The sequence below is a fragment of the Duganella sp. GW822-FHT06D06 genome (assembly GCF_058799615.1).
In genome coordinates this window covers 209408-227875 of the sequence record NZ_JBXALQ010000007.1, presented here as the reverse complement: position 1 = coordinate 227875, position 18468 = coordinate 209408, and the positions used below count along the sequence as shown (strand labels likewise).

Sequence of the window (18468 nt, the reverse complement as noted above, 5' to 3'; positions counted from 1 at the left end):
ATGTTCTCCTTAACCTGCGGCGGCCAGCGCTGCGCTGACCATTTCATCAATCTCGCCGGTGATGTTGGACAGCACGCCCGCCACCACCGAGAATTCCTTGCCTGCGTGCCCCGCCCGCGCCGCGACGATGCGCGCATTGAAGGCCACCATGCGCGCCTGGCGGTTGATCGTGTCGATGTCGGTGATCACGTCGCGCAGCTGCTTGCGCACCAGGCGCGCGTTCAGCTTGGCCTGCTCTTCGTAGATGCTGGTGATCGTGTTGAGGATCGCCAGCGTCGGCGTGGTGATGCGCACCAGCTCCGCCAGCAGCTCCGCGCCACGCGACGAACCCTGTTCGATCGCCTGCAGGGCGCGCTCGCCCAGGTCGGCGAAGGCGACGATCTGGCGGTCGCCTTCCGGCTTGCCGAAGTAGGCCTCTTGCAGCTCGGGACAGAACACGCCCGGCAAGCCATCCTTTTCGGCCAGCAGGGACTTGTGGGCGCCACGGAACAGCGCCAGCGCCTCCCGCGCGACGGCCACACCCTCCGCCTGCCCTTGCGACGCCAGCAGCGCATACAGCACGATGCGCTGTGACGTGAAGCGGCGCCGGCCCGACAGGTTGATCAAGGCGCCGAACATTTCACCGGTCAGCGCTTTCTTGGCGGCGCCTTCCAGCGCCATGGGGGGTGTGGTCATGTCCATCAGGCGGCTTCCTTCGCGGGGTGGGCTTGTTTGCGATACAAGAACTCCAGCACTGCGGTGCGGTACCCGGTGTAGCGCGCATCCTGCGCCAGCGCCACACGGTCGCGCGGACGATCCAGCTTCACGTCGACGATCTCGCCGATGGTGGCGGCCGGGCCGTTGGTCATCATGACGATGCGGTCCGACAGCAGCACCGCCTCGTCCACATCGTGCGTGACCATCACCACCGTCGACTTGGTGGCGGCGACGATCTTCAGCAGCTCGTCCTGCAAGTGGGCGCGGGTCAGCGCATCGAGCGCGCCGAAGGGTTCATCCATCAGCAGAACCTTCGGCTCCATCGCCAACGCGCGGGCGATGCCGACGCGCTGCTTCATGCCGCCCGAGATTTCATGCGGACGCTTGGATTCCGCCGCCGTCAGGCCGACCAGCGCCAGCGCCTGCATGGTGCGCTCGCGCAGCTGGTTGCGCGCTTCGGTCTTGCCGAACACCCGCTCCACGCCGAGGTGGATGTTTTCGTAGCAGGTCAGCCAGGGTAGCAGCGAATGGTTCTGGAACACCACCGAGCGCTCCGGCGACGGCCCGGCGATCTCGCGGTTGGCGCACAACAGCACGCCGTCGGTGGGCTTCAGCAGGCCGGCGATCAGATTGAGCAGCGTCGATTTGCCGCAACCCGAGTGGCCGATCAGCGTGATGAACTCTCCCTTGCGCACCGTCAGGTCGATTTCGCGCAGCGCGTGGAACACGCCCTTCCGGGTATGGAACACCATCTCCACGCCTTCGATATCGATGAATTTTGGCTCGTCCATGATCGTGGTCCTTTAGTTGGATACTTGTTCGTAGGTGAAGGCGCGGGCCAGCGCCATCAGCGCCTGCTCCAGCATCAGGCCGACCACGCCGATGGCGACGATGGCGATGATGATGTGCGGGACATTCAGGTTGTTCCACTCATCCCACACCCAGAAGCCGATGCCCACGCCGCCGGTCAGCATCTCCGCCGCGACGATCACCAGCCACGCGGTGCCGATCGACAGCCGCACACCGGTCAGAATGTAGGGCAGCGCGGACGGCAGCAGGATCTTGGTCAGCACCTTCCACTCCGACAGGTTCAGCACCTTGGCCACGTTCATGTAATCCTGCGGCACACGCTGCACGCCGACGGCGGTGTTGATGATCATCGGCCAGATCGAGCAGATGAAGATCGACCAGATGGCGGCGGGGTTGGCGGACTTGAACACCAGCAGCCCGATGGGCAGCCAGGCCAGCGGCGACACCGGCTTGAGCAGGCTGATAATCGGCCCGAACATGCTGCCGATGAACTGCACGCGGCCGATCAGGAAGCCCAGCGGAATCCCCACCAGCGCCGCCAGGCCGAAGCCCACCGCCACCCGCTGCAAGGACGCCAGGATATTCCAGCCTATGCCCTGGTCGTTCGGGCTGTTGCTGTAGAACGGATCGGAAAACAGCTTGATCGCCTCCTGCAAGGTCGCCAGCGGCGTCGGGAAGCTGGCGTTCTTGATGGTGATGATCTGCCAGACCAGCACCAGCAGCGCGGCGCCCAGCAACGGCGCGACGATCTTCATCGCGGTGGCCGACACCTGCTGGCGCGCGCGCGTGGTCGAATTGGCTGCCAGCGGACGACGTGGGCGGCGAACCGAGACCGGTGCCGCTGCCGCTACCGGCGCGGCGCTTTCGGGTTTAAGCATGGCGTTCATGGCATTCCCCTATCAGGCTTTGATTTTGAACGAGGCGGCGAACGCTTTCGGGTTCTTGCCGTCCCATACGGAACCATCCATCATCTTCGAGGTACGCAGCGGGCTTTTCGGCACCGGCGTCTTGGTCATCGCCGCGGCGTCCTTGTACAAGTCGATCTGGTTGACCGAGGTGGCCACGGCCAGATAATCCGGGTCTTCCTTCAGCAGGCCCCAGCGGCGGTGCTGCGTCATGAACCACATGCCGTCCGACAGGTAAGGGAAGTTGACCGCGCCGTCGTTGTAGAACTTCATGTAGTTCTGGTCGTCCCAGGTCTTGCCCAGGCCATTCTGGTAGCGGCCCATGATGCGCTGGTCGATCGCGTCCTTGCTGGTGTTGACGTAGGATTTGTCGGCGATGACCTCGGCCATCTTGTTCTTGTTGGCCAGCGAGGCGTCGATCCATTTGCCGGCGTCGAGGATGGCGGCCATCATCGCGCGGCAGGTGTTCGGATACTTCTTGGCGAATTCCAGCGTCGAGCCGAGCACCTTTTCCGGGTGGTCCCTCCAGATGTCCTGGGTGGTGGTGGCGGTGATGCCGACGCCGTCCATGATGGCGCGGTGGCCCCACGGTTCGCCCACGCAGAAGCCGTCCATATTCCCGACCCGCATATTGGCCACCATCTGCGGCGGCGGCACGGTGATGACCTTGGCGTCCTTCATCGGGTTGATGCCGTTGGCGGCCAGCCAGTAGTACAGCCACATCGCGTGGGTGCCGGTCGGGAAGGTCTGGGCGAAGGTGTATTCGCGCCGATCCGTCTGCATCAGCTTGGCCAGCGACGGGCCGTCGACGGCGCCCTTGTCGGCCAGCTTCTTCGACAGCGTGATGGCCTGGCCGTTGTTGTTGAGACCCATGAGCACCGCCATGTCCTTCTTCTGGCCGCCTATGCCCATCTGCACGCCGTAAAGCAGGCCATACAGCACATGGGCCGCGTCGAGATCGCCGTTGGCCAGCTTGTCGCGCACGCCGGCCCAGGAGGCCTCTTTGCTCAACACGAATTTGACGCCGTATTTCTTGTCGAAGCCCAGCACCGAGGCCATCACCACCGACGCGCAGTCGGTCAGCGGAATGAAGCCGATCTTGACTTCTTCCTTCTCCGGCTTGTCCGATCCCGCCGCCCACACCCCACCCGTTGCCAATCCCAACATGCTTCCCCCCGCTACCAGGCCTGCGCCATGAATGATTTGCCGACGCTTGGTGTTCACAGTTTCGGACGGCAGGTCGTTGCCCGCTTTTGGCTCTTCGTATTCCATCGCAAATCCCTCATGTAGTCAGCAAGACAAAACGGCAAAAAAAAAGTCTACCCAACATGAACGGATTCATGAGTGTAGACGTCGTTGTCTGGTGGACCTCACCGCCGTTGGCGAGGTACAGCAAGCGCATCGTTGCGCTTGCCTACAAGCTATGCAATGTCTGTGCCAGCAAGTTTACAGAGGGAGGATGTGGGGATACCGCGGATGACAGCGCCGTACGATGGCGCCGAAAACGCACTGCTATTGCGCAGTGCATCATTTTGGACGGGATTTAGCCGAGCAAGTCTTCCACATCCAGGATGCGCTGGGCGACTTCGGACAGCTTGAGGTTCTTGCTCATGGCCATGCTGCGCAGCTTTTGGAAGGCTTGCTCTTCAGTGAAATGTTGGCGTTCCATCAACAAGCCCTTGGCGCGTTCGATGATCTTGCGTTCCGCCAGTTTGCTCTTGGTGTCGGACAGTTCGTCCAGCAGCTTCTGCTCGCGCTTGAAGCGCGCCAGCGCCACCTGCAGCACCGGCTTGATGCGCTCGCTCTGCAGGCCGGCCACGATGTAGGCCGACACGCCGGCCGCCATGGCAGCCTCCATGCTCTCGGTGTCGTCGCTCTCGGTGAACATGACGATGGGACGGCGCTCGTCGCGGGTGGCGATGACGATGTGTTCCAGCACGTCGCGGGCGTCGGATTCGGCGTCGACGATGATCATGTCCGGTTGCAGTTGGGCTATGCGCTCGGGCAAATACATGTCCGGCGGCAACGAAGCGATGATGTCGTAGCCCGCTTCGAGCAGGCCGATGCGCAGCGCGCGGGCCCGCTCGGCCTGTGCGCGCAGCGATTCATCATCCTCGTCGCCGGCGTGGATGACGGTGTTGACGACCACAATGCGTAAATGCTTCATGGTCATGCGAGGAATTGGAGTTGGTTCATGAGACTTATGCAAGCAAGAATCAATCCATTCTACGGCACAAAGCCGATACCCTGCCAGCGATAGCGGTCCGCCGCCGACGGCTTAGCAACGGACCGCGTCGGAAATCAGGCGATTTCTTCCTCGTATTCGCTCAGGCGTTTGGCCACGCGTGGCGCCAGTTCATGGGCGGCGGTGACGGTCATTTCCAGATCGTGCAGCTTGCCGTCCTTCAGGCCGTAGACCCAGCCGTGCACCGTGACGTTCTGGCCGCGGTCCCAGGCGTCCTGCACGATGGTGGTCTGGCAGACGTTGGCCACCTGCTCCACCACGTTCAGCTCGCACAGGCGCTCCGAACGCTTCTTGCTCGGCAGGATGTCGCCGAGGTAGCGCTCATGCTTCTGGTGCACGTCCTGCACATGGCGCAGCCAGTTGTCGGCCAGGCCGATGCGGGTGCCTGTCATCGCCGCGTGCACGCCCTTGCAGCCGTAGTGGCCGACGATGATCACGTGCTTCACCTTCAACACATCTATCGCGAACTGCAACACCGACAGGCAGTTCAAGTCCGAGTGCACCACCACGTTGGCGATATTGCGATGGACGAAGACGTCGCCAGGCGCCAGGCCCAGCAGCTCGTTCGCCGGCACCCGGCTGTCCGAGCAGCCTATCCACAGGTATTCCGGCGAAGCTTGCTGCGCCAGGCGGTTGAAGAAGTCGGGATCGCGCTCGACTTCCGTTTCGGCCCAGCGGCGGTTGTTGTCCAGCAGTTCGCGCAACGGGGAATTGCTGTTGTCCAGATCACTCATGATGCTCCTCTCGTACATAAGAAGACCGCCGGTCCACCCAAAGAAGGTGGCGCGGCGGTCCGATATTACCAAGTCTGCATGACGTCGCAGTTACTCGAAACCTTTATTCAAAAAAGTCCTTCACCTTGTCGCGCCAGGTTTTGCTTTGCGGGCTGTGCTTGGCGCCGCCTTCGGTGGTCAGCTTCTCGAAATCGCGCAACATGTCCTTCTGTTTCTCGGTCAGCTTGACCGGGGTCTCGACCGCCACGTGGCAGAACAAGTCGCCCGCGAAGCCGGAGCGCACGCCCTTGATGCCCTTGCCCTTGAGGCGGAAGGTCTTGCCCGACTGGGTGCCTTCAGGGATCGTGAACGACACTTTACCAGACAATGTCGGTACCTCGATGTCGCCGCCCAAGGCCGCCTTGGCGAACGAGATCGGCATTTCGCAATGCAGGTCGTCGCCTTCGCGCTGGAACACGCTGTGCGGCTTGATGTGGATTTCCACATACAGGTCGCCCGACGGCCCGCCGTTGGTGCCCGGTTCGCCGTTGCCGGACGAGCGGATACGCATGCCGTTGTCGATGCCGACCGGGATCTTCACTTCCAGCGTCTTGTTGCGCTTGATGCGGCCCTGGCCGGCGCAGGCTGCGCACGGCTCGGGAATGATCTTGCCGGTGCCGTGGCATTTCGGGCAGGTCTGCTGAATGCTGAAGAAGCCCTGCTGCATGCGTACCTGGCCGTGGCCGGCGCAGGTCGTGCACGTGACCGGCGAGGTGCCGGGCTTGGCGCCCGAACCGTGGCAGGTGTCGCACTTGTCCCAGGACGGTACGCGGATGGTGGTGTCGAAGCCGTGCGCGGCCTGCTCCAGCGTGATCTCCAGGTTATAGCGCAAATCGGCGCCGCGATATACCTGCGGACCCTGGCTGCGGCCGCGGCCACCGCCGAAGATGTCGCCGAAGATGTCGCCGAAGGCATCGCCGAAACCGCCGGCACCGCCGCCGAAGCCACCGCCGCCACCCATGTTCGGATCGACGCCGGCGTGACCGTAACGGTCGTACGCTTCGCGCTTCTCCGGATTGGTCAGCATCTCGTAGGCTTCTTTAACTTCCTTGAATTTTTCTTCCGACTCTTTGCTGTCCGGATTGCGGTCCGGATGGTATTTCATCGCCAGTTTGCGATACGACTTCTTGATCTCGTCTTCCGACGCGTTTTTGGCGACACCAAGTGTCTCGTAGAAATCTCGCTTTGCCATATTGTCGGCACCTTGCTGTATTGAATACTGATGTACTGTTTATGCTAAAAAGCCGAGCCGGCGCCGTTTCCACGGCCGCACGACTCGGCGCTCGTCCTCCCCGCTGGCGCGGGGATGGCGATATTACTTGCTGTCTTTGACTTCTTTGAAGTCGGCGTCGACCACGTCGTCCTGCGGCTTGGCCTGCTCGGCGCCAGCGCCAGCCTGCGCGCCCTCGGCACCGCCGCCGGCGGCAGCTTGCTGCGCCTGCATGTCGGCGTACATCTTCTCGCCCAGCTTCTGCGAAGCGGTCGACAGCGATGCCACTTTGGCGTCGATCTCGGCCTTGTCGCCGGCCTTGATCGAACCTTCCAGGTCGGTGATCGCGGCTTCGATCTTTTCCTTCTCGCCCGCTTCCAGCTTGTCGCCGTATTCGGTCAGCGATTTGCGGGTCGAGTGCACCAGCGCGTCGGCCTGGTTGCGCGATTCGGCCAGTTCTTTCACTTTCTTGTCTTCTTCGGCGTTGACTTCGGCATCCTTCACCATCTTCTGGATCTCAGCTTCGGTCAGGCCGGAGTTGGCCTTGATCGTGATCTTGTTTTCCTTGCCGGTGGCCTTGTCCTTGGCGCCGACGTGCAGAATGCCGTTGGCGTCGATGTCGAAGGTCACTTCGATCTGTGGCGTGCCGCGCGATGCCGGCGGGATGCCTTCCAGGTTGAATTCGCCCAGGCCCTTGTTGCCGGCCGCGATTTCACGCTCGCCCTGGTAGACCTTGATGGTCACGGCAGGCTGGTTGTCGTCGGCGGTCGAGAACACTTGCGAGAACTTGGTAGGAATCGTGGTGTTCTTGTGGATCATCTTGGTCATCACGCCGCCCAGGGTTTCGATACCCAGCGACAGAGGCGTCACGTCCAGCAGCAGCAAGTCCTTGCGCTCGCCCGACAGCACCGAGCCCTGGATCGCGGCGCCAACGGCGACGGCTTCATCCGGGTTGACGTCCTTGCGCGGGTCTTTGCCGAAGAACTCTTTAACTTTTTCCTGCACCTTAGGCATGCGGGTCATGCCGCCGACCAGGATGATGTCGTCGATGTCCGAAACCTTGACGCCGGCATCCTTGATGGCGATGCGGCATGGTTCCATGGTCGCGTTGATCAGTTCCTCGACCAGCGATTCCAGCTTGGCGCGGGTCATCTTCAAGGTCAGGTGGACCGGCGCGCCGTTCGCCATGGCGATGTACGGCTCGTTGATTTCGGTCTGCTGCGACGACGACAGTTCGATCTTCGCGCGCTCGGCCGAAGCCTTGATGCGTTGCAGGGCGATCGGATCTTTCTTCAGGTCCAGGCCGTTGATCTTCTTGAACTCTTCGATGATGTAATCGATGATGCGCTGGTCGAAGTCTTCGCCGCCCAGGAAGGTGTCGCCGTTGGTCGACAGCACTTCGAACTGTTTTTCGCCATCGACGTCGGCGATCTCGATGATCGACACGTCGAAGGTACCGCCGCCCAAGTCATACACGGCGATCTTGCGGTCGCCCTTTTCGGTCTTGTCCAGGCCGAAAGCCAGTGCGGCCGCGGTTGGCTCGTTGATGATGCGCTTGACGTCCAGGCCGGCGATACGGCCGGCATCCTTGGTGGCCTGGCGCTGCGAGTCGTTGAAGTACGCAGGCACGGTAATGACGGCTTCGGTGACTTCTTCACCGAGGTAGTCTTCCGCCGTTTTCTTCATCTTGCGCAGCACTTCAGCCGAGATTTGCGGCGGCGCCAGTTTCTTGTCGCGCACGCCGATCCATGCGTCGCCGTTGTCGGCTTTCATGATCGAGTAAGGCATCAGGCCGATGTCCTTCTGCACTTCTTTTTCGTCGAACTTGCGTCCGATCAGGCGTTTGACGGCGAACAGCGTGTTCTTCGGATTGGTGACGGCCTGGCGTTTCGCCGGCGCGCCAACGAGGATTTCACCATCTTCTTGGTAAGCAATGATCGATGGCGTCGTGCGCGCGCCTTCGGCGTTTTCGATTACCTTTGGCTGACCATTTTCCATGATGGAAACGCAGGAATTCGTGGTTCCCAGATCGATACCGATAATTCTACCCATGATTTTTCTTCCTTATTTGCTAAAGTTCAGATGGTACTAATATGTGGAAAAGCTGTATGTTTTCAAGTGCTTAGTTCGGCGAAATTTGCTTTTGTTTATCGCGGCACTGCCGCGACTCACTACTTTGCTTGCGCCGCGGTCACGATGGCGGGACGCAGCAGGCGGTCCGCGATCATATAGCCTTTTTGCAGTACGGAAACTACCGTATTGGCTTCCTGGTCCGCAGGCACCACGGCGACCGCCTGGTGCTTGTTCGGATCCAGCTTCTCGCCCTGGGCCGGCAGAATCTCCAGCAGGCGGTTTTTCTCGAAAGCCGACGACAGCTGCTTGAGCGTCATTTCCACGCCTTCCTTCAGCGATTCGATCGACGGCGTTTCGACTTTCAGGGCCATTTCCAGGCTGTCCTTGACCGGCACCATGGCCTCGGCAAAGCTTTCAACGGCGAACTTGTGGGCCTTGGCCACGTCTTCCTGGGCGCGGCGACGGATGTTTTCACCGTCAGCCTTGGCGCGCATGAAAGCGTCGTGCATCTCGGCCAGTTTCGCTTCGGTAGCCGACAGCTGTTCCTCCAGCGTAGGCTGGTCAGGATTCGATGGCGGGGCCGACGCAGCGGCTGCTGCCGCCTCTGGATTAGGTACGGCTTGGTTTTCCTGATCTTGCATCTATAGACTCCTACTATCGTATTTGTTTGACATTACTTTTCTTACTGCACTGGCTGCAAATGGGGCGATAACCTATGTTTTCAAGGGTTATTCTGCCCGTTATTTCATCACCGCCAGCACGCATCGCCCCACAAGCGGCCTCATGTAACACGCGTTACAAAACTTCGTCTGTGCAGACTCTACTTTTTTGCGGCGCAGCGTCTAAGATGTACTAAAGACAAGCATCGCGGCAGTTTTCCGGGAGCGCCTCACCATGAAGTTGCCACTGATCGCAGCATCCATCCTGGTGTACATCGTCTTGGCGACGGCATGGATATGCTACGCCGACTTTCCCTTCAGCCGGCTATTTTAACAGGCTGGCACTCGTCACCCGCAAGTGCTGATTACGCTGTCCGGGCGCGGCCGTCGGGGGATTGTCTCTTTTCAGTCGGCGGCACCCAGTTTGAGGGCGGCGGCGCGGCCGATCTCCGCATCTTTCTTGACTTCGTCGTGCTGGGCCGCGACCATCTGCGTCGGCCAGCCGATCATGTGCTGTTCGGCGATTTCCGCCAGGGCGGCGATCCAGGCCGGCGATTCGTTCAGGCAGGGGATGTAGTGGAACTCGCGGCCGCCGGCCTGCTCGAAGTCGTGCCGCACTTCCATCGCGATCTCCTCCAGCGTTTCCAGGCAATCGCTGGTGAAGCCGGGACACAGCACGTCCACCCGCTGGACGCCGTCGCGCGCCAGCTGGGCGATGGTGGGCGCCGTGTAGGGTTGCAGCCACTCGGCCTTGCCGAAGCGCGACTGGAAGGTGACGACATATTGATCTGGCGACAGTTTCAACGCGGCGGCCAGCAGGCGCGCGGTCTTCAGGCACTCGCAGTGATAGGGATCGCCCAGCATCAGCGTGCGCTTGGGCACGCCGTGGAAGCTCAGCACCAGCTGGTCCGGGCGGCCGTGGGCGTCCCAGTGCGCCTGCACCGACTGGCGCAGCGCGCGGATGTAGCCGTCGTGGTCATGGTAGTTGCGCACGAAGCGCAACTCGGGAATGTTGCGCACCGCGCCGTAATGGCCGAACACGGCGTCGTAGATCGAGCCGGTGGTGGTGCCGGAATACTGCGGATAGGCGGGCAGCACGACGATGCGTTCGACGCCGTCGGCCTTCAGCTTGGCCAGCACCTCGGGCAGCGACGGCGAGCCGTAGCGCATGGCCATCGCCACGGTCAGGTTCTGGTGGCCGCGTTCGCCCAGCGCGCCGCGCAGCAGCATGGCCTGGGCGTCGGTGTGCACCTTCAGCGGCGAGCCCTCGCGGGTCCAGATCGACGCGTACTTCTTGGCCGACTTGCCGGAGCGGAACGGCAGGATGATCAGGTTAAGGATGAACCACCAAACGGCGCGCGGAATCTCGACCACGCGCGGATCGGACAGGAACTCCTTCAGGTAGCGGCGCACCGCCGAGCGGGTCGGCGCGTCGGGCGTGCCCAGGTTGACCAGCACGATGGCGCTACGGCCAACCGAGCCGTGCTTGTAGGGAGGTTCTTTCAGGAAGGTCATGTAGGCCAATGGCAGCGTGTATAGGACAGCTTGCCATTATAGATAAGAAAATCCGGGGTCAGGTCCCCCATTTGTGCATGAGTTCGGTTGTAGCGACGGTTACAGCCGAGGCCGTGCACAAATGGGGGGACCTGCCCCCGGGTTTAGGAGGCCAGCAGCTCGCGGGCGTGCTTGCGGGTGGTGGCGGTGATTTCCAGGCCGCCCAGCATGCGCGCCACTTCTTCGACGCGGGCTTTCGAGTCCAGCACGTCGATGCGCGAGGCGGTCTTGCCGTTTTCCAGCGTGCCCTTGGCTACCTGGAAGTGCTGGCCGGCCTGGCTGGCCACCTGCGGCAGGTGCGTCACGCACAAGACCTGGCGCTCCTGCCCCAGGCGGCGCAGCAGGCGCCCCACCACTTCGGCCACGCCGCCGCCGATGCCGCTGTCCACCTCATCGAAGATCAGCGTCGGCGTGGTGGTGGCGTTGGAGGTGATCACCGAGATCGCCAGCGAGATGCGCGCCAGTTCGCCGCCCGAGGCCACCTTGGCCAATGAGCGCGGCGCTACGCCGGCATGGCCTGCCACCAGGAACTCGATCTGTTCCAAGCCATGCGCGCCCGGCTCGCCAGCGTTGAGCGCGACTTCGAAGCGGCCGCCCGTCATGTTCAGTTCCTGCATCGCCTGGGTGACCGCGTCGCTCAACTGGCGGGCCGCCTTGGCGCGTGTGCCGGACAGGCGCTGCGCCTGCTCCATGTACGCCGCCTTGAGCTTTTCTTCCTGCTTGCGCAAGCCTTCGATGTCGCTGGCGTCGGCGATCTGCGACAGGCGCTCGGCCAGCTTCGCGTGCTCCTCCGGCAGCTGCTCTTCGGTGACGCGGAACTTGCGCGCCGCCGAGTGGATCGCATCCATCCGCGCCTCCACCTTGCGCAGCCGTTCCGGATCGAGGTCGACCCGGTCCAGGTAATCGTTGAGCGCATACACGGCTTCCTGCAACTGGATGCGCGCCGGTTCGATCAGGTCGACGATGGCTTGCAGGCCGGTGTCGATGCCGGCCAGCTTGCCCAGCTTCTGGTTCAGCGACGACAGCTGCGACAGGATCGGATGCTCGTCCGCCTCCGAGATCACGGTCAGCGCCTCCTGCGCGCCCTCCAGCAGGCTGGCGGCGTGCGACAGGCGGCTCTGTTCATTGCTGACCTCCGCCCACTCGCCCGGCTTGACGGCCAGCTTTTCCAGCTCGTTGACCTGCCATTCCAGCCGCTCGCGCTCATACAGCACGTTGGCGGCGTTGGTCTCGAACTCCTCCAGCTGCTTGCCCAGCGCGCGCCAGGCGCGGTAGGCCAGCGTCACCGCCTTCACATCGCCGCCGGCGCCGGCCTGGCTGTCGAGCAGCACCCGCTGCGCCTCGGTCTTCATCAGCGACTGGTGCGCGTGCTGGCCATGGATGTCGACCAGCATGTCGCCGATCTCGCGCAACTGCGCCGCCGTCGCCGCGATGCCGTTGATGTAGGCCTTGCTGCGGCCGGCGTTGTCGATCACCCGGCGCAGCAGCGCGCCGCCCTCCTCCACCGCGAACTCGTTGGCGCCCAGCCAGTCGCGCGCCTGCTCGCTCAACGCGAAATCCGCCGTGATGTCGGCCTTGGCCGCGCCTTCGCGCACCACGCTGGCGTCGCCACGGCCGCCAAGCGCCAGCGTCAATGCGTCGATCAGGATCGATTTGCCGGCGCCGGTCTCGCCGGTGAAAACGGTGAAGCCTGCGGAGAATTCCAGTTCGATGGTGTCGACGATGACGAAATCGCGGATGGACAGAGTACGGAGCATGGAGGCCTGGTGAGGTTAATTGAGTTTGCCTTCAGCGGAAGGATGTTCATTCCAGTGCAGTTTTTCGCGCAGCGTGTTGTAGTAGCTCCAGCCTTCCGGGTGCAGGAAGGTGATCGAGTGCGGCGAGCGCTGGATGATGATCTGGTCCTGCGCGGTCAGGCTGGCGAAGGTCTGCATGTCGAAATTGACCGAGATGTCGCGCCCGCGCACGATTTCGATCACGATCGCGCTCGACTCGGGCAGCACGATGGGACGGTTCGACAGCGCGTGCGGCGCGATCGGCACCAGCACGATGCCGCCCAGGCTGGGATGCAGCAGCGGTCCGCCGGCCGACAGCGCGTACGCGGTGGAGCCGGTCGGGGTCGAAATGATCAAGCCGTCGGAGCGCTGGTTGTACATGAAGTGGCCGTCGACGTCGACCCGCAGCTCGGCCATGCCGGCGCCGGCGCCGCGCGACACCACGACATCGTTGACGGCCAGGCCGACGTGGATGGTGTCGCCGTTGCGCACCACCCGCCCTTCGAGCAGCGTGCGGCGCTCGGCCTTGTAGCGGCCGGCCAGGATCTTGGGCAGCACGTCGAGCATGGCGTCGAGCGGGATGTCGGTCATGAAGCCCAGGCGGCCCTGGTTGATGCCGATCAGCGGCACGTCGAACGGCGCCAGCTGGCGCGCGATGCCCAGCATGGTGCCGTCGCCGCCCATGACGATGGCGGCGTCGCAGTGGGCGCCGATTTCGGTGGCGCTCATCACCCGCACGTTGGCCATCCCGAAGCCGAGATGGGCGGCGGTCTGCTCTTCAAACACCGCCGTGTAGCCGTCCTGTTGCAGGAAATCGACCACGCTGCGCACCGATTCGGCGATGCCGTCGGTGTTCTGGCGCACGACCAGTGCGATGGTTTGATAAACGGCGTGCGTGGCGGTCATAAAAATCTCGGCAAAAGGGTGAGGTCGGCGACACGCAGCAGAGTAACCCATAACGCAGGCTTCTGCTATCACCCCGCCGTCTCACAACTGTACATTTAAACAGTATTTTGCGCAGTATAGTGTGCCGGCGGCCAGACTGCAAGGACCTCAGTGGCCGCCGACGCTCATGATCCCGCCCAGCATCGACAGCAGCACCGCCAGGCCGATCGCCATCGAATAAAACGTCATCAGCGTGCCCCAGCGGAAGAACACGCCCCAGCGGCTGCCGCCGTACACGCGCCGCATGGCCCACGGCAGGTAGCCCAGCAGCCAGCACCACAGCACGAAACCGACCAGCGCCGACGGCACCAGCAGGATCACGCTGTAGATGAAGAAGGCGAAGGCGTTGGTGTGCAGCGCGAACAGCAGGTGCTCGCCGAAGCGCTTGCCCGAGCCGAGGTACAGCACCTTGAGGAACAGCGCGAACACCGGCATCAGGCAGAAGTTCGCGTACGGCGCGTAGTGGTAGAAGCCTTCGGTGAAGACCTTGCCTTTTTCGCCGCCCGGCAGGTCTTCGAACGCCTGCCACTTGTGTTTGAGGGTCGGCCAGCGGTCCAGGAAATCATTGTTATCGCCCGCCACACTGCGATTGAGATATTTTCCGCTCTTGCTTTTGAACTTGCTCTTGCTGCTGGCGCTGGCGCTGGCGGCGCTGGAGTCTTCCAGCTTGAAGTCTTGCTGCATGCTGTCGATCGCGGCCTCGGCGGCGATCTTGCCGCGCACCTCTTCCGGCGTCGGCGGCACCAGCTGCGCGGCCGCCCGCTCCTGTACCTTGGCGGCCTTGCGTGCCGCGTCGGCAGCGGACGTGGCGACCGCCGTCTCGGGCTTGTCGTCATCGCCCACGCCGGGATCAAAGCCGCTGGTGAACTTCATGATGGCGAAAAATATCAAGCTCAGCGTCAAATACAGGCGCAGCGGCTGCACGAAGCGCACCCGGCGGCCGCGGATGTATTCCAGCGTCAGCGCGCCGGGCCGGAACAGCAGGCGCATCACCGTGCCCCACAGCCGGCCTTCCAGCGCCACGTAATGGCCGACGAACTCGTGCAGGAACTCGCGCGTGCTGGCGTGGTGCAGGATGGCTTCCTGGCCGCAGTTCGAGCAGAAGTGGCCGTTGAGCACCGCCTCGCAGTTGGGGCAATTGGCCGACGGCGCGTGGGCGGCGTGTTCCGAAGTCACAGCAGTACTCATGCAAACATCCTGTTCGATAAAAGCGTGGGGAAAAGTGACCAAATGATAAACGACTTCAGATAATAGTTGTCAGGATTCAATCTAGCGACCGTGGAAAAAACAACTGGTTAAGATGAGGTTCCAGCATCTGCATCAGGAGGTCGCCCATGCAAGCCCCCCTCGCCATCCTGCTGGTATCGCCGCTCGCGCTGGCGCAAAACTACCCGACCGGCTACGGCCCCAATCCGCTGCTGCCGGAACCGCAGCGCACGTTGATCCCCACCATCAACGTGGCGCCGGTCGACGCCTGGCAAGGCCAGGACCGGCCGCGCAGCGCGCCCGGCTTCAGCGTCACCGCCTACGCGCGCGGGCTGGACCACCCGCGCTGGGTCTACACGCTGCCCAACGGCGACGTGCTGGTGGCCGAGACCAACGCCCCGCCCAAGCCGGACGACGGCAAGGGCATCAAGGGCGCGATCATGAAACATGAAATGAAGAAGGCCGGCGCGGCCGGCGCCTCGGCCAACCGCATCACCCTGCTGCGCGGGCTGGACGCCAGCGGCGCGGCGCCGACCCGAAGCGTGTTCATCGAGGGACTGAACTCGCCGTTCGGCATGGCGCTGATCGGCGACAGCCTGTACGTGGCCGACACCGACGCCATCCTGCGCTTCCCCTACCAGCCAGGCGCCACCTCGATCCGCACGCCCGGCGTCAAGGTGATGGACTTGCCGGCCGGCACCATCAACCATCACTGGACCAAGAACGTCATCGCCAGCCCGGACGGCAAGTACCTGTATGTCACGGTCGGCTCCAACAGCAACGTCGGCGAGAACGGCGCCGACGCGGAAACCGGCCGCGCCGCCATCTGGCAGCTGGAGCTGGCCACCAGCAAGGCGCGCCTGTACGCGACCGGCCTGCGCAACGCCAACGGCATGGGCTGGGAGCCGCACACCAAGACGCTGTGGACCACGGTCAACGAACGCGACGAGCTGGGCAACGACCTGGTGCCGGACTACATGACCTCGGTGCAGGAAGGCGGCTTCTACGGCTGGCCCTACAGCTACTACGGCCGGCACCTCGACCGCCGGGTCGCGCCGCAGAAGCCGGAGCTGGTGGCCAGGGCGATCGCGCCCGACTACGCGCTGGGCGGCCACACCGCCTCGCTGGGGCTGGCGTTCTACGACGCCGGCCTGTTCCCCCGGTCTTACCAGGGCGGCGTGTTCATCGGCCAGCACGGCTCGTGGAACCGCAAGCCCCACCGCGGCTACAAGGTGGTGTTCGTGCCTTTCGCCGGCGGCAAGCCGTCCGGCCCGCCGCAAGATTTCCTGTTCGGCTTCCTCGACAACACCGGCAAGGCGCATGGTCGCCCGGTCGGCGTGGCGGTCGATCAACAAGGCGCGCTGCTGGTGGCGGACGACGTCGGCAACATCATCTGGCGCGTTGCGCCTTCCGCTACCACAACCGCAGGCAAATAAGGAGTCAACATCATGAGCAGCAAACACACGGGTTCGGCAGTATGGAGCGGTGGCCTGAAAGACGGCGGCGGCAAGATTTCCACGCAAAGCGGCGTCATGGACAACATCGAGTACGGCTTCCACGCGCGCTTTGAAGACGGCCCCGGCACCAATCCGGAGGAACTGATCGGCGCCGCGCACGCGGGCTGCTTCACGATGGCCTTGTCCGGCATCCTGGCCGAGGCCGGCCTGACGGCGCAAAACCTGAGCACCACCGCCACCGTCACGCTGGACAAGGTGGACGGCAACTTCGCCATCACCGAAGTCCACCTGAACCTGGTGGCCAGGATCGCCGGCGCCGACCAGCAGAAATTCGAGGCGGCGGCGCTCAAGGCCAAGGACAACTGTCCCGTCTCCAAACTGCTCAACACCCACATCACGCTGGACGCGCGGCTGGAGAGCTGAGCAGGGTTGCGGCAAAACGCATAGAATTCTGGTTTATCCGTTCCCACGAAAGACCTCTATGCGTATTCTGCACACCATGCTGCGCGTCGGCGACCTCCAGCGCTCGATCGATTTCTACACCAAGGTACTCGGCATGAAGCTGCTACGCACCAGCGACAATCCCGAGTACCAGTACACGCTGGCCTTCCTCGGCTACGGCGCCAACCCGGAACACGCCGAGCTGGAGCTGACCTACAACTACGGCCAGACCAGCTACGAGCTCGGCACCGCCTACGGACACATCGCGATCTCGGCCGACGACATCGTCAGCGCCTGCGGCGCCGTCAAGGCCAACGGCGGCGCCGTCACGCGCGAGCCGGGCCCGGTCAAGGGCGGCTCGACGGTGATCGCCTTCGTCACCGACCCGGACGGCTACAAGATCGAATTGATCGAGCGCAGTTTCGACGGCCAGGGCGCCGGACTGTAAGCAGAAAAATGCAGGCGCCACAAACTTTAGTGCGCTTGACTTTGGACAGTGAATTGCAAGACGGTACCTCCTAGTATCAAGCTGATGCTGTGGCTATTTGCCGCGGGTCCCGTCCGCGGCGCGGACGGCTCAATACTTGTAGCTAATGGGAGGAAATATGTCCAAACTCGTCTTGGCCCTCGCAAGCGCTGTGCTTGCGACGCTGCCGCCGCTGTCGGTCGCGGCGACCTATGGTTCGCTGGCAAATTTCGATGTGGTCAACGATACCGGCCTGACCGCGCACGGCTTTGAGATTGAGCTTGAAGGCGTCAGCAGGAGCCAGATCGTCGATGTATTCGGCTTGAACCGCAACTTCGGCACGCCATCGCCGGGCGACGTCGAACGCTACGGCATGCCGGTGGTGAGCGACCTGTTGGGCGCCGGCGCCCAGGTCATCGGCAGCAAAGTCACCTACCTGGCCAGCTTCAGTGGCGGCGCCTGGAGCGCGGGCACGGCTTCTGGCACCTTCAGCACGCCCGGCGAGAGCTGTTGGACATTCGGCAATGTCGGCTACCCCAACGTACCATGCGATCACTTCGGCGTCAGCACCACCGGCACGCCGGCACGCACCACCTACAGCTGGCTGGTCGAATCGGGCACGCCCGGTCAGCTGGTCAATGCCGCCACCGCCATTCCGTCGGTCAGCTTCACGCCGCCGCCGGCGCCGGCAGCACCCGTGGTGGCGGTGATCCAGGCCCAGCGCGTCGACCCGCTGGTGCCGCAGAATAATGCGTTCTGGGTCAAAATCGTCCAGACCACTTTGCCGGACAACGTGGATTTAAATGAACTGATGGGCGGCCATCATCCGTTCGAGAACGCCGGCGTGGCGGCGCTGAATGACAAGACGGAAACGGAGATCGAGTGGCAGGTGCTGCAACCCGGCTTTGTCGACGAAGTGAGCAAATCGATCGACATGAAGGGCGATCCATCGGTGGCGATCCGCTTCGAGTTCTACAAGTACAAGGGCAGCTTCGACGACGAGGGGCTGGTCGATCCGAAAACCGCAGAAACCCCGCATGGCAACACGCTAAATCAGTTCGTGGGTGACTATGTGGGCGAGCAGATCGCTGGCTACAACGCGGTGCAGGCAGTGCCGGAACCCGCTACCTATGCGATGCTGCTGGGTGGACTGGCCGCGCTGGGCTGGTGGCGCCGCCGGGCTGGCGGGTCCCACTGACAATCGCAGGGCATCGCCGGCGCCAGCGCCCCGTGCCGAGACGGTCAAGCCGTCT

General features: G+C 63.1%; 17 protein-coding genes. 4 read left to right on the top strand and 13 right to left on the bottom strand.

Annotated features, from left to right (window positions below; all coding sequences use genetic code 11):
• Nucleotides 1-9 precede the first annotated feature (9 nt).
• From AC1RMD_RS15535 to AC1RMD_RS15475, 13 genes are all read right to left on the bottom strand, one after another.
• Nucleotides 10-681 (bottom strand): methyl-accepting chemotaxis protein, encoded by a 672-nt coding sequence (locus AC1RMD_RS15535; RefSeq protein ID WP_492927574.1) that lies wholly within the window; start codon nucleotides 679-681, stop codon nucleotides 10-12.
• On the bottom strand, nucleotides 681-1487 hold the full coding sequence (locus AC1RMD_RS15530) for an ABC transporter ATP-binding protein (protein WP_492927573.1): 807 nt from the start codon (nucleotides 1485-1487) through the stop codon (nucleotides 681-683). The genes AC1RMD_RS15535 and AC1RMD_RS15530 overlap by 1 nt, the downstream gene beginning before the upstream one ends.
• Before the next feature lie 12 nt (nucleotides 1488-1499).
• The gene (ntrB, locus tag AC1RMD_RS15525; protein ID WP_492927572.1) at nucleotides 1500-2393 is read right to left on the bottom strand and encodes a nitrate ABC transporter permease; all 894 of its coding nucleotides are present in this window, start codon (nucleotides 2391-2393) and stop codon (nucleotides 1500-1502) included.
• Between the two features lie 12 nt (nucleotides 2394-2405).
• Nucleotides 2406-3683, bottom strand: a complete 1278-nt coding sequence (locus AC1RMD_RS15520; RefSeq protein ID WP_492927571.1) for a CmpA/NrtA family ABC transporter substrate-binding protein — start codon at nucleotides 3681-3683, stop codon at nucleotides 2406-2408.
• 271 nt (nucleotides 3684-3954) lie between these two features.
• Nucleotides 3955-4578 carry an ANTAR domain-containing response regulator gene (locus AC1RMD_RS15515; protein WP_492927570.1) on the bottom strand — a complete coding sequence of 208 codons (624 nt, stop codon included), beginning with the start codon at nucleotides 4576-4578 and terminating at the stop codon, nucleotides 3955-3957.
• Between the two features lie 134 nt (nucleotides 4579-4712).
• The gene (can, locus tag AC1RMD_RS15510) at nucleotides 4713-5390 is read right to left on the bottom strand and encodes a carbonate dehydratase (protein ID WP_492927569.1); all 678 of its coding nucleotides are present in this window, start codon (nucleotides 5388-5390) and stop codon (nucleotides 4713-4715) included.
• A gap of 103 nt (nucleotides 5391-5493) precedes the next feature.
• The gene (gene dnaJ, locus AC1RMD_RS15505) at nucleotides 5494-6621 is read right to left on the bottom strand and encodes a molecular chaperone DnaJ (protein WP_492927568.1); all 1128 of its coding nucleotides are present in this window, start codon (nucleotides 6619-6621) and stop codon (nucleotides 5494-5496) included.
• Between the two features lie 123 nt (nucleotides 6622-6744).
• Nucleotides 6745-8691: a molecular chaperone DnaK gene (gene dnaK / locus AC1RMD_RS15500; RefSeq protein WP_492927567.1), complete on the bottom strand. Its 1947-nt coding sequence runs from the start codon at nucleotides 8689-8691 to the stop codon at nucleotides 6745-6747.
• A 119-nt stretch (nucleotides 8692-8810) separates the two neighbouring features.
• Nucleotides 8811-9353 (bottom strand): nucleotide exchange factor GrpE, encoded by a 543-nt coding sequence (gene grpE / locus AC1RMD_RS15495; protein ID WP_020700874.1) that lies wholly within the window; start codon nucleotides 9351-9353, stop codon nucleotides 8811-8813.
• 423 nt (nucleotides 9354-9776) lie between these two features.
• A complete protein-coding gene (gene hemH / locus AC1RMD_RS15490; RefSeq protein WP_492927566.1) occupies nucleotides 9777-10886 on the bottom strand; it encodes a ferrochelatase in 1110 nt (369 codons plus the stop codon).
• A gap of 143 nt (nucleotides 10887-11029) precedes the next feature.
• Nucleotides 11030-12682: a DNA repair protein RecN gene (gene recN / locus AC1RMD_RS15485; protein WP_492927565.1), complete on the bottom strand. Its 1653-nt coding sequence runs from the start codon at nucleotides 12680-12682 to the stop codon at nucleotides 11030-11032.
• Nucleotides 12683-12697: 15 nt separating this feature from the next.
• Nucleotides 12698-13606, bottom strand: coding sequence for an NAD kinase (locus AC1RMD_RS15480; RefSeq protein WP_492927564.1), 909 nt, complete (start codon nucleotides 13604-13606; stop codon nucleotides 12698-12700).
• Between the two features lie 147 nt (nucleotides 13607-13753).
• Nucleotides 13754-14833, bottom strand: coding sequence for a DUF3667 domain-containing protein (locus AC1RMD_RS15475; protein WP_492927563.1), 1080 nt, complete (start codon nucleotides 14831-14833; stop codon nucleotides 13754-13756).
• 146 nt (nucleotides 14834-14979) lie between these two features.
• On the opposite strand from AC1RMD_RS15475, the gene AC1RMD_RS15470 reads away from it, so the two are divergent.
• From AC1RMD_RS15470 to AC1RMD_RS15455, 4 genes are all read left to right on the top strand, one after another.
• Nucleotides 14980-16287 carry a PQQ-dependent sugar dehydrogenase gene (locus AC1RMD_RS15470; RefSeq protein WP_492927562.1) on the top strand — a complete coding sequence of 436 codons (1308 nt, stop codon included), beginning with the start codon at nucleotides 14980-14982 and terminating at the stop codon, nucleotides 16285-16287.
• A gap of 12 nt (nucleotides 16288-16299) precedes the next feature.
• A complete protein-coding gene (locus AC1RMD_RS15465; RefSeq protein ID WP_492927561.1) occupies nucleotides 16300-16731 on the top strand; it encodes an OsmC family protein in 432 nt (143 codons plus the stop codon).
• Nucleotides 16732-16789: 58 nt separating this feature from the next.
• Entirely contained in the window at nucleotides 16790-17197 is a 408-nt protein-coding gene (gene gloA, locus AC1RMD_RS15460) for a lactoylglutathione lyase (RefSeq protein ID WP_492927560.1), read from the top strand.
• Between the two features lie 157 nt (nucleotides 17198-17354).
• Nucleotides 17355-18413 carry a PEP-CTERM sorting domain-containing protein gene (locus AC1RMD_RS15455; RefSeq protein ID WP_492927559.1) on the top strand — a complete coding sequence of 353 codons (1059 nt, stop codon included), beginning with the start codon at nucleotides 17355-17357 and terminating at the stop codon, nucleotides 18411-18413.
• Nucleotides 18414-18468: the final 55 nt, after the last annotated feature.

Bases quoted from the DNA above. Each gene is read 5' to 3' on its own strand.
- AC1RMD_RS15475 (WP_492927563.1), bottom strand. From the start codon at position 14,833: ATGAGTACTGCTGTGACTTCGGAACACGCCGCCCACGCGCCGTCGGCC.
- AC1RMD_RS15530 (WP_492927573.1), bottom strand. From the start codon at position 1,487: ATGGACGAGCCAAAATTCATCGATATCGAAGGCGTGGAGATGGTGTTC.
- ntrB (WP_492927572.1), bottom strand. From the start codon at position 2,393: ATGAACGCCATGCTTAAACCCGAAAGCGCCGCGCCGGTAGCGGCAGCG.
- AC1RMD_RS15480 (WP_492927564.1), bottom strand. From the start codon at position 13,606: ATGACCGCCACGCACGCCGTTTATCAAACCATCGCACTGGTCGTGCGC.
- dnaK (WP_492927567.1), bottom strand. From the start codon at position 8,691: ATGGGTAGAATTATCGGTATCGATCTGGGAACCACGAATTCCTGCGTT.
- dnaJ (WP_492927568.1), bottom strand. From the start codon at position 6,621: ATGGCAAAGCGAGATTTCTACGAGACACTTGGTGTCGCCAAAAACGCG.
- gloA (WP_492927560.1), top strand. From the start codon at position 16,790: ATGCGTATTCTGCACACCATGCTGCGCGTCGGCGACCTCCAGCGCTCG.
- AC1RMD_RS15455 (WP_492927559.1), top strand. From the start codon at position 17,355: ATGTCCAAACTCGTCTTGGCCCTCGCAAGCGCTGTGCTTGCGACGCTG.
- AC1RMD_RS15470 (WP_492927562.1), top strand. From the start codon at position 14,980: ATGCAAGCCCCCCTCGCCATCCTGCTGGTATCGCCGCTCGCGCTGGCG.
- can (WP_492927569.1), bottom strand. From the start codon at position 5,390: ATGAGTGATCTGGACAACAGCAATTCCCCGTTGCGCGAACTGCTGGAC.
- AC1RMD_RS15535 (WP_492927574.1), bottom strand. From the start codon at position 681: ATGGACATGACCACACCCCCCATGGCGCTGGAAGGCGCCGCCAAGAAA.
- recN (WP_492927565.1), bottom strand. From the start codon at position 12,682: ATGCTCCGTACTCTGTCCATCCGCGATTTCGTCATCGTCGACACCATC.
- hemH (WP_492927566.1), bottom strand. From the start codon at position 10,886: ATGACCTTCCTGAAAGAACCTCCCTACAAGCACGGCTCGGTTGGCCGT.
- AC1RMD_RS15520 (WP_492927571.1), bottom strand. From the start codon at position 3,683: ATGGAATACGAAGAGCCAAAAGCGGGCAACGACCTGCCGTCCGAAACT.
- grpE (WP_020700874.1), bottom strand. From the start codon at position 9,353: ATGCAAGATCAGGAAAACCAAGCCGTACCTAATCCAGAGGCGGCAGCA.
- AC1RMD_RS15515 (WP_492927570.1), bottom strand. From the start codon at position 4,578: ATGAAGCATTTACGCATTGTGGTCGTCAACACCGTCATCCACGCCGGC.
- AC1RMD_RS15465 (WP_492927561.1), top strand. From the start codon at position 16,300: ATGAGCAGCAAACACACGGGTTCGGCAGTATGGAGCGGTGGCCTGAAA.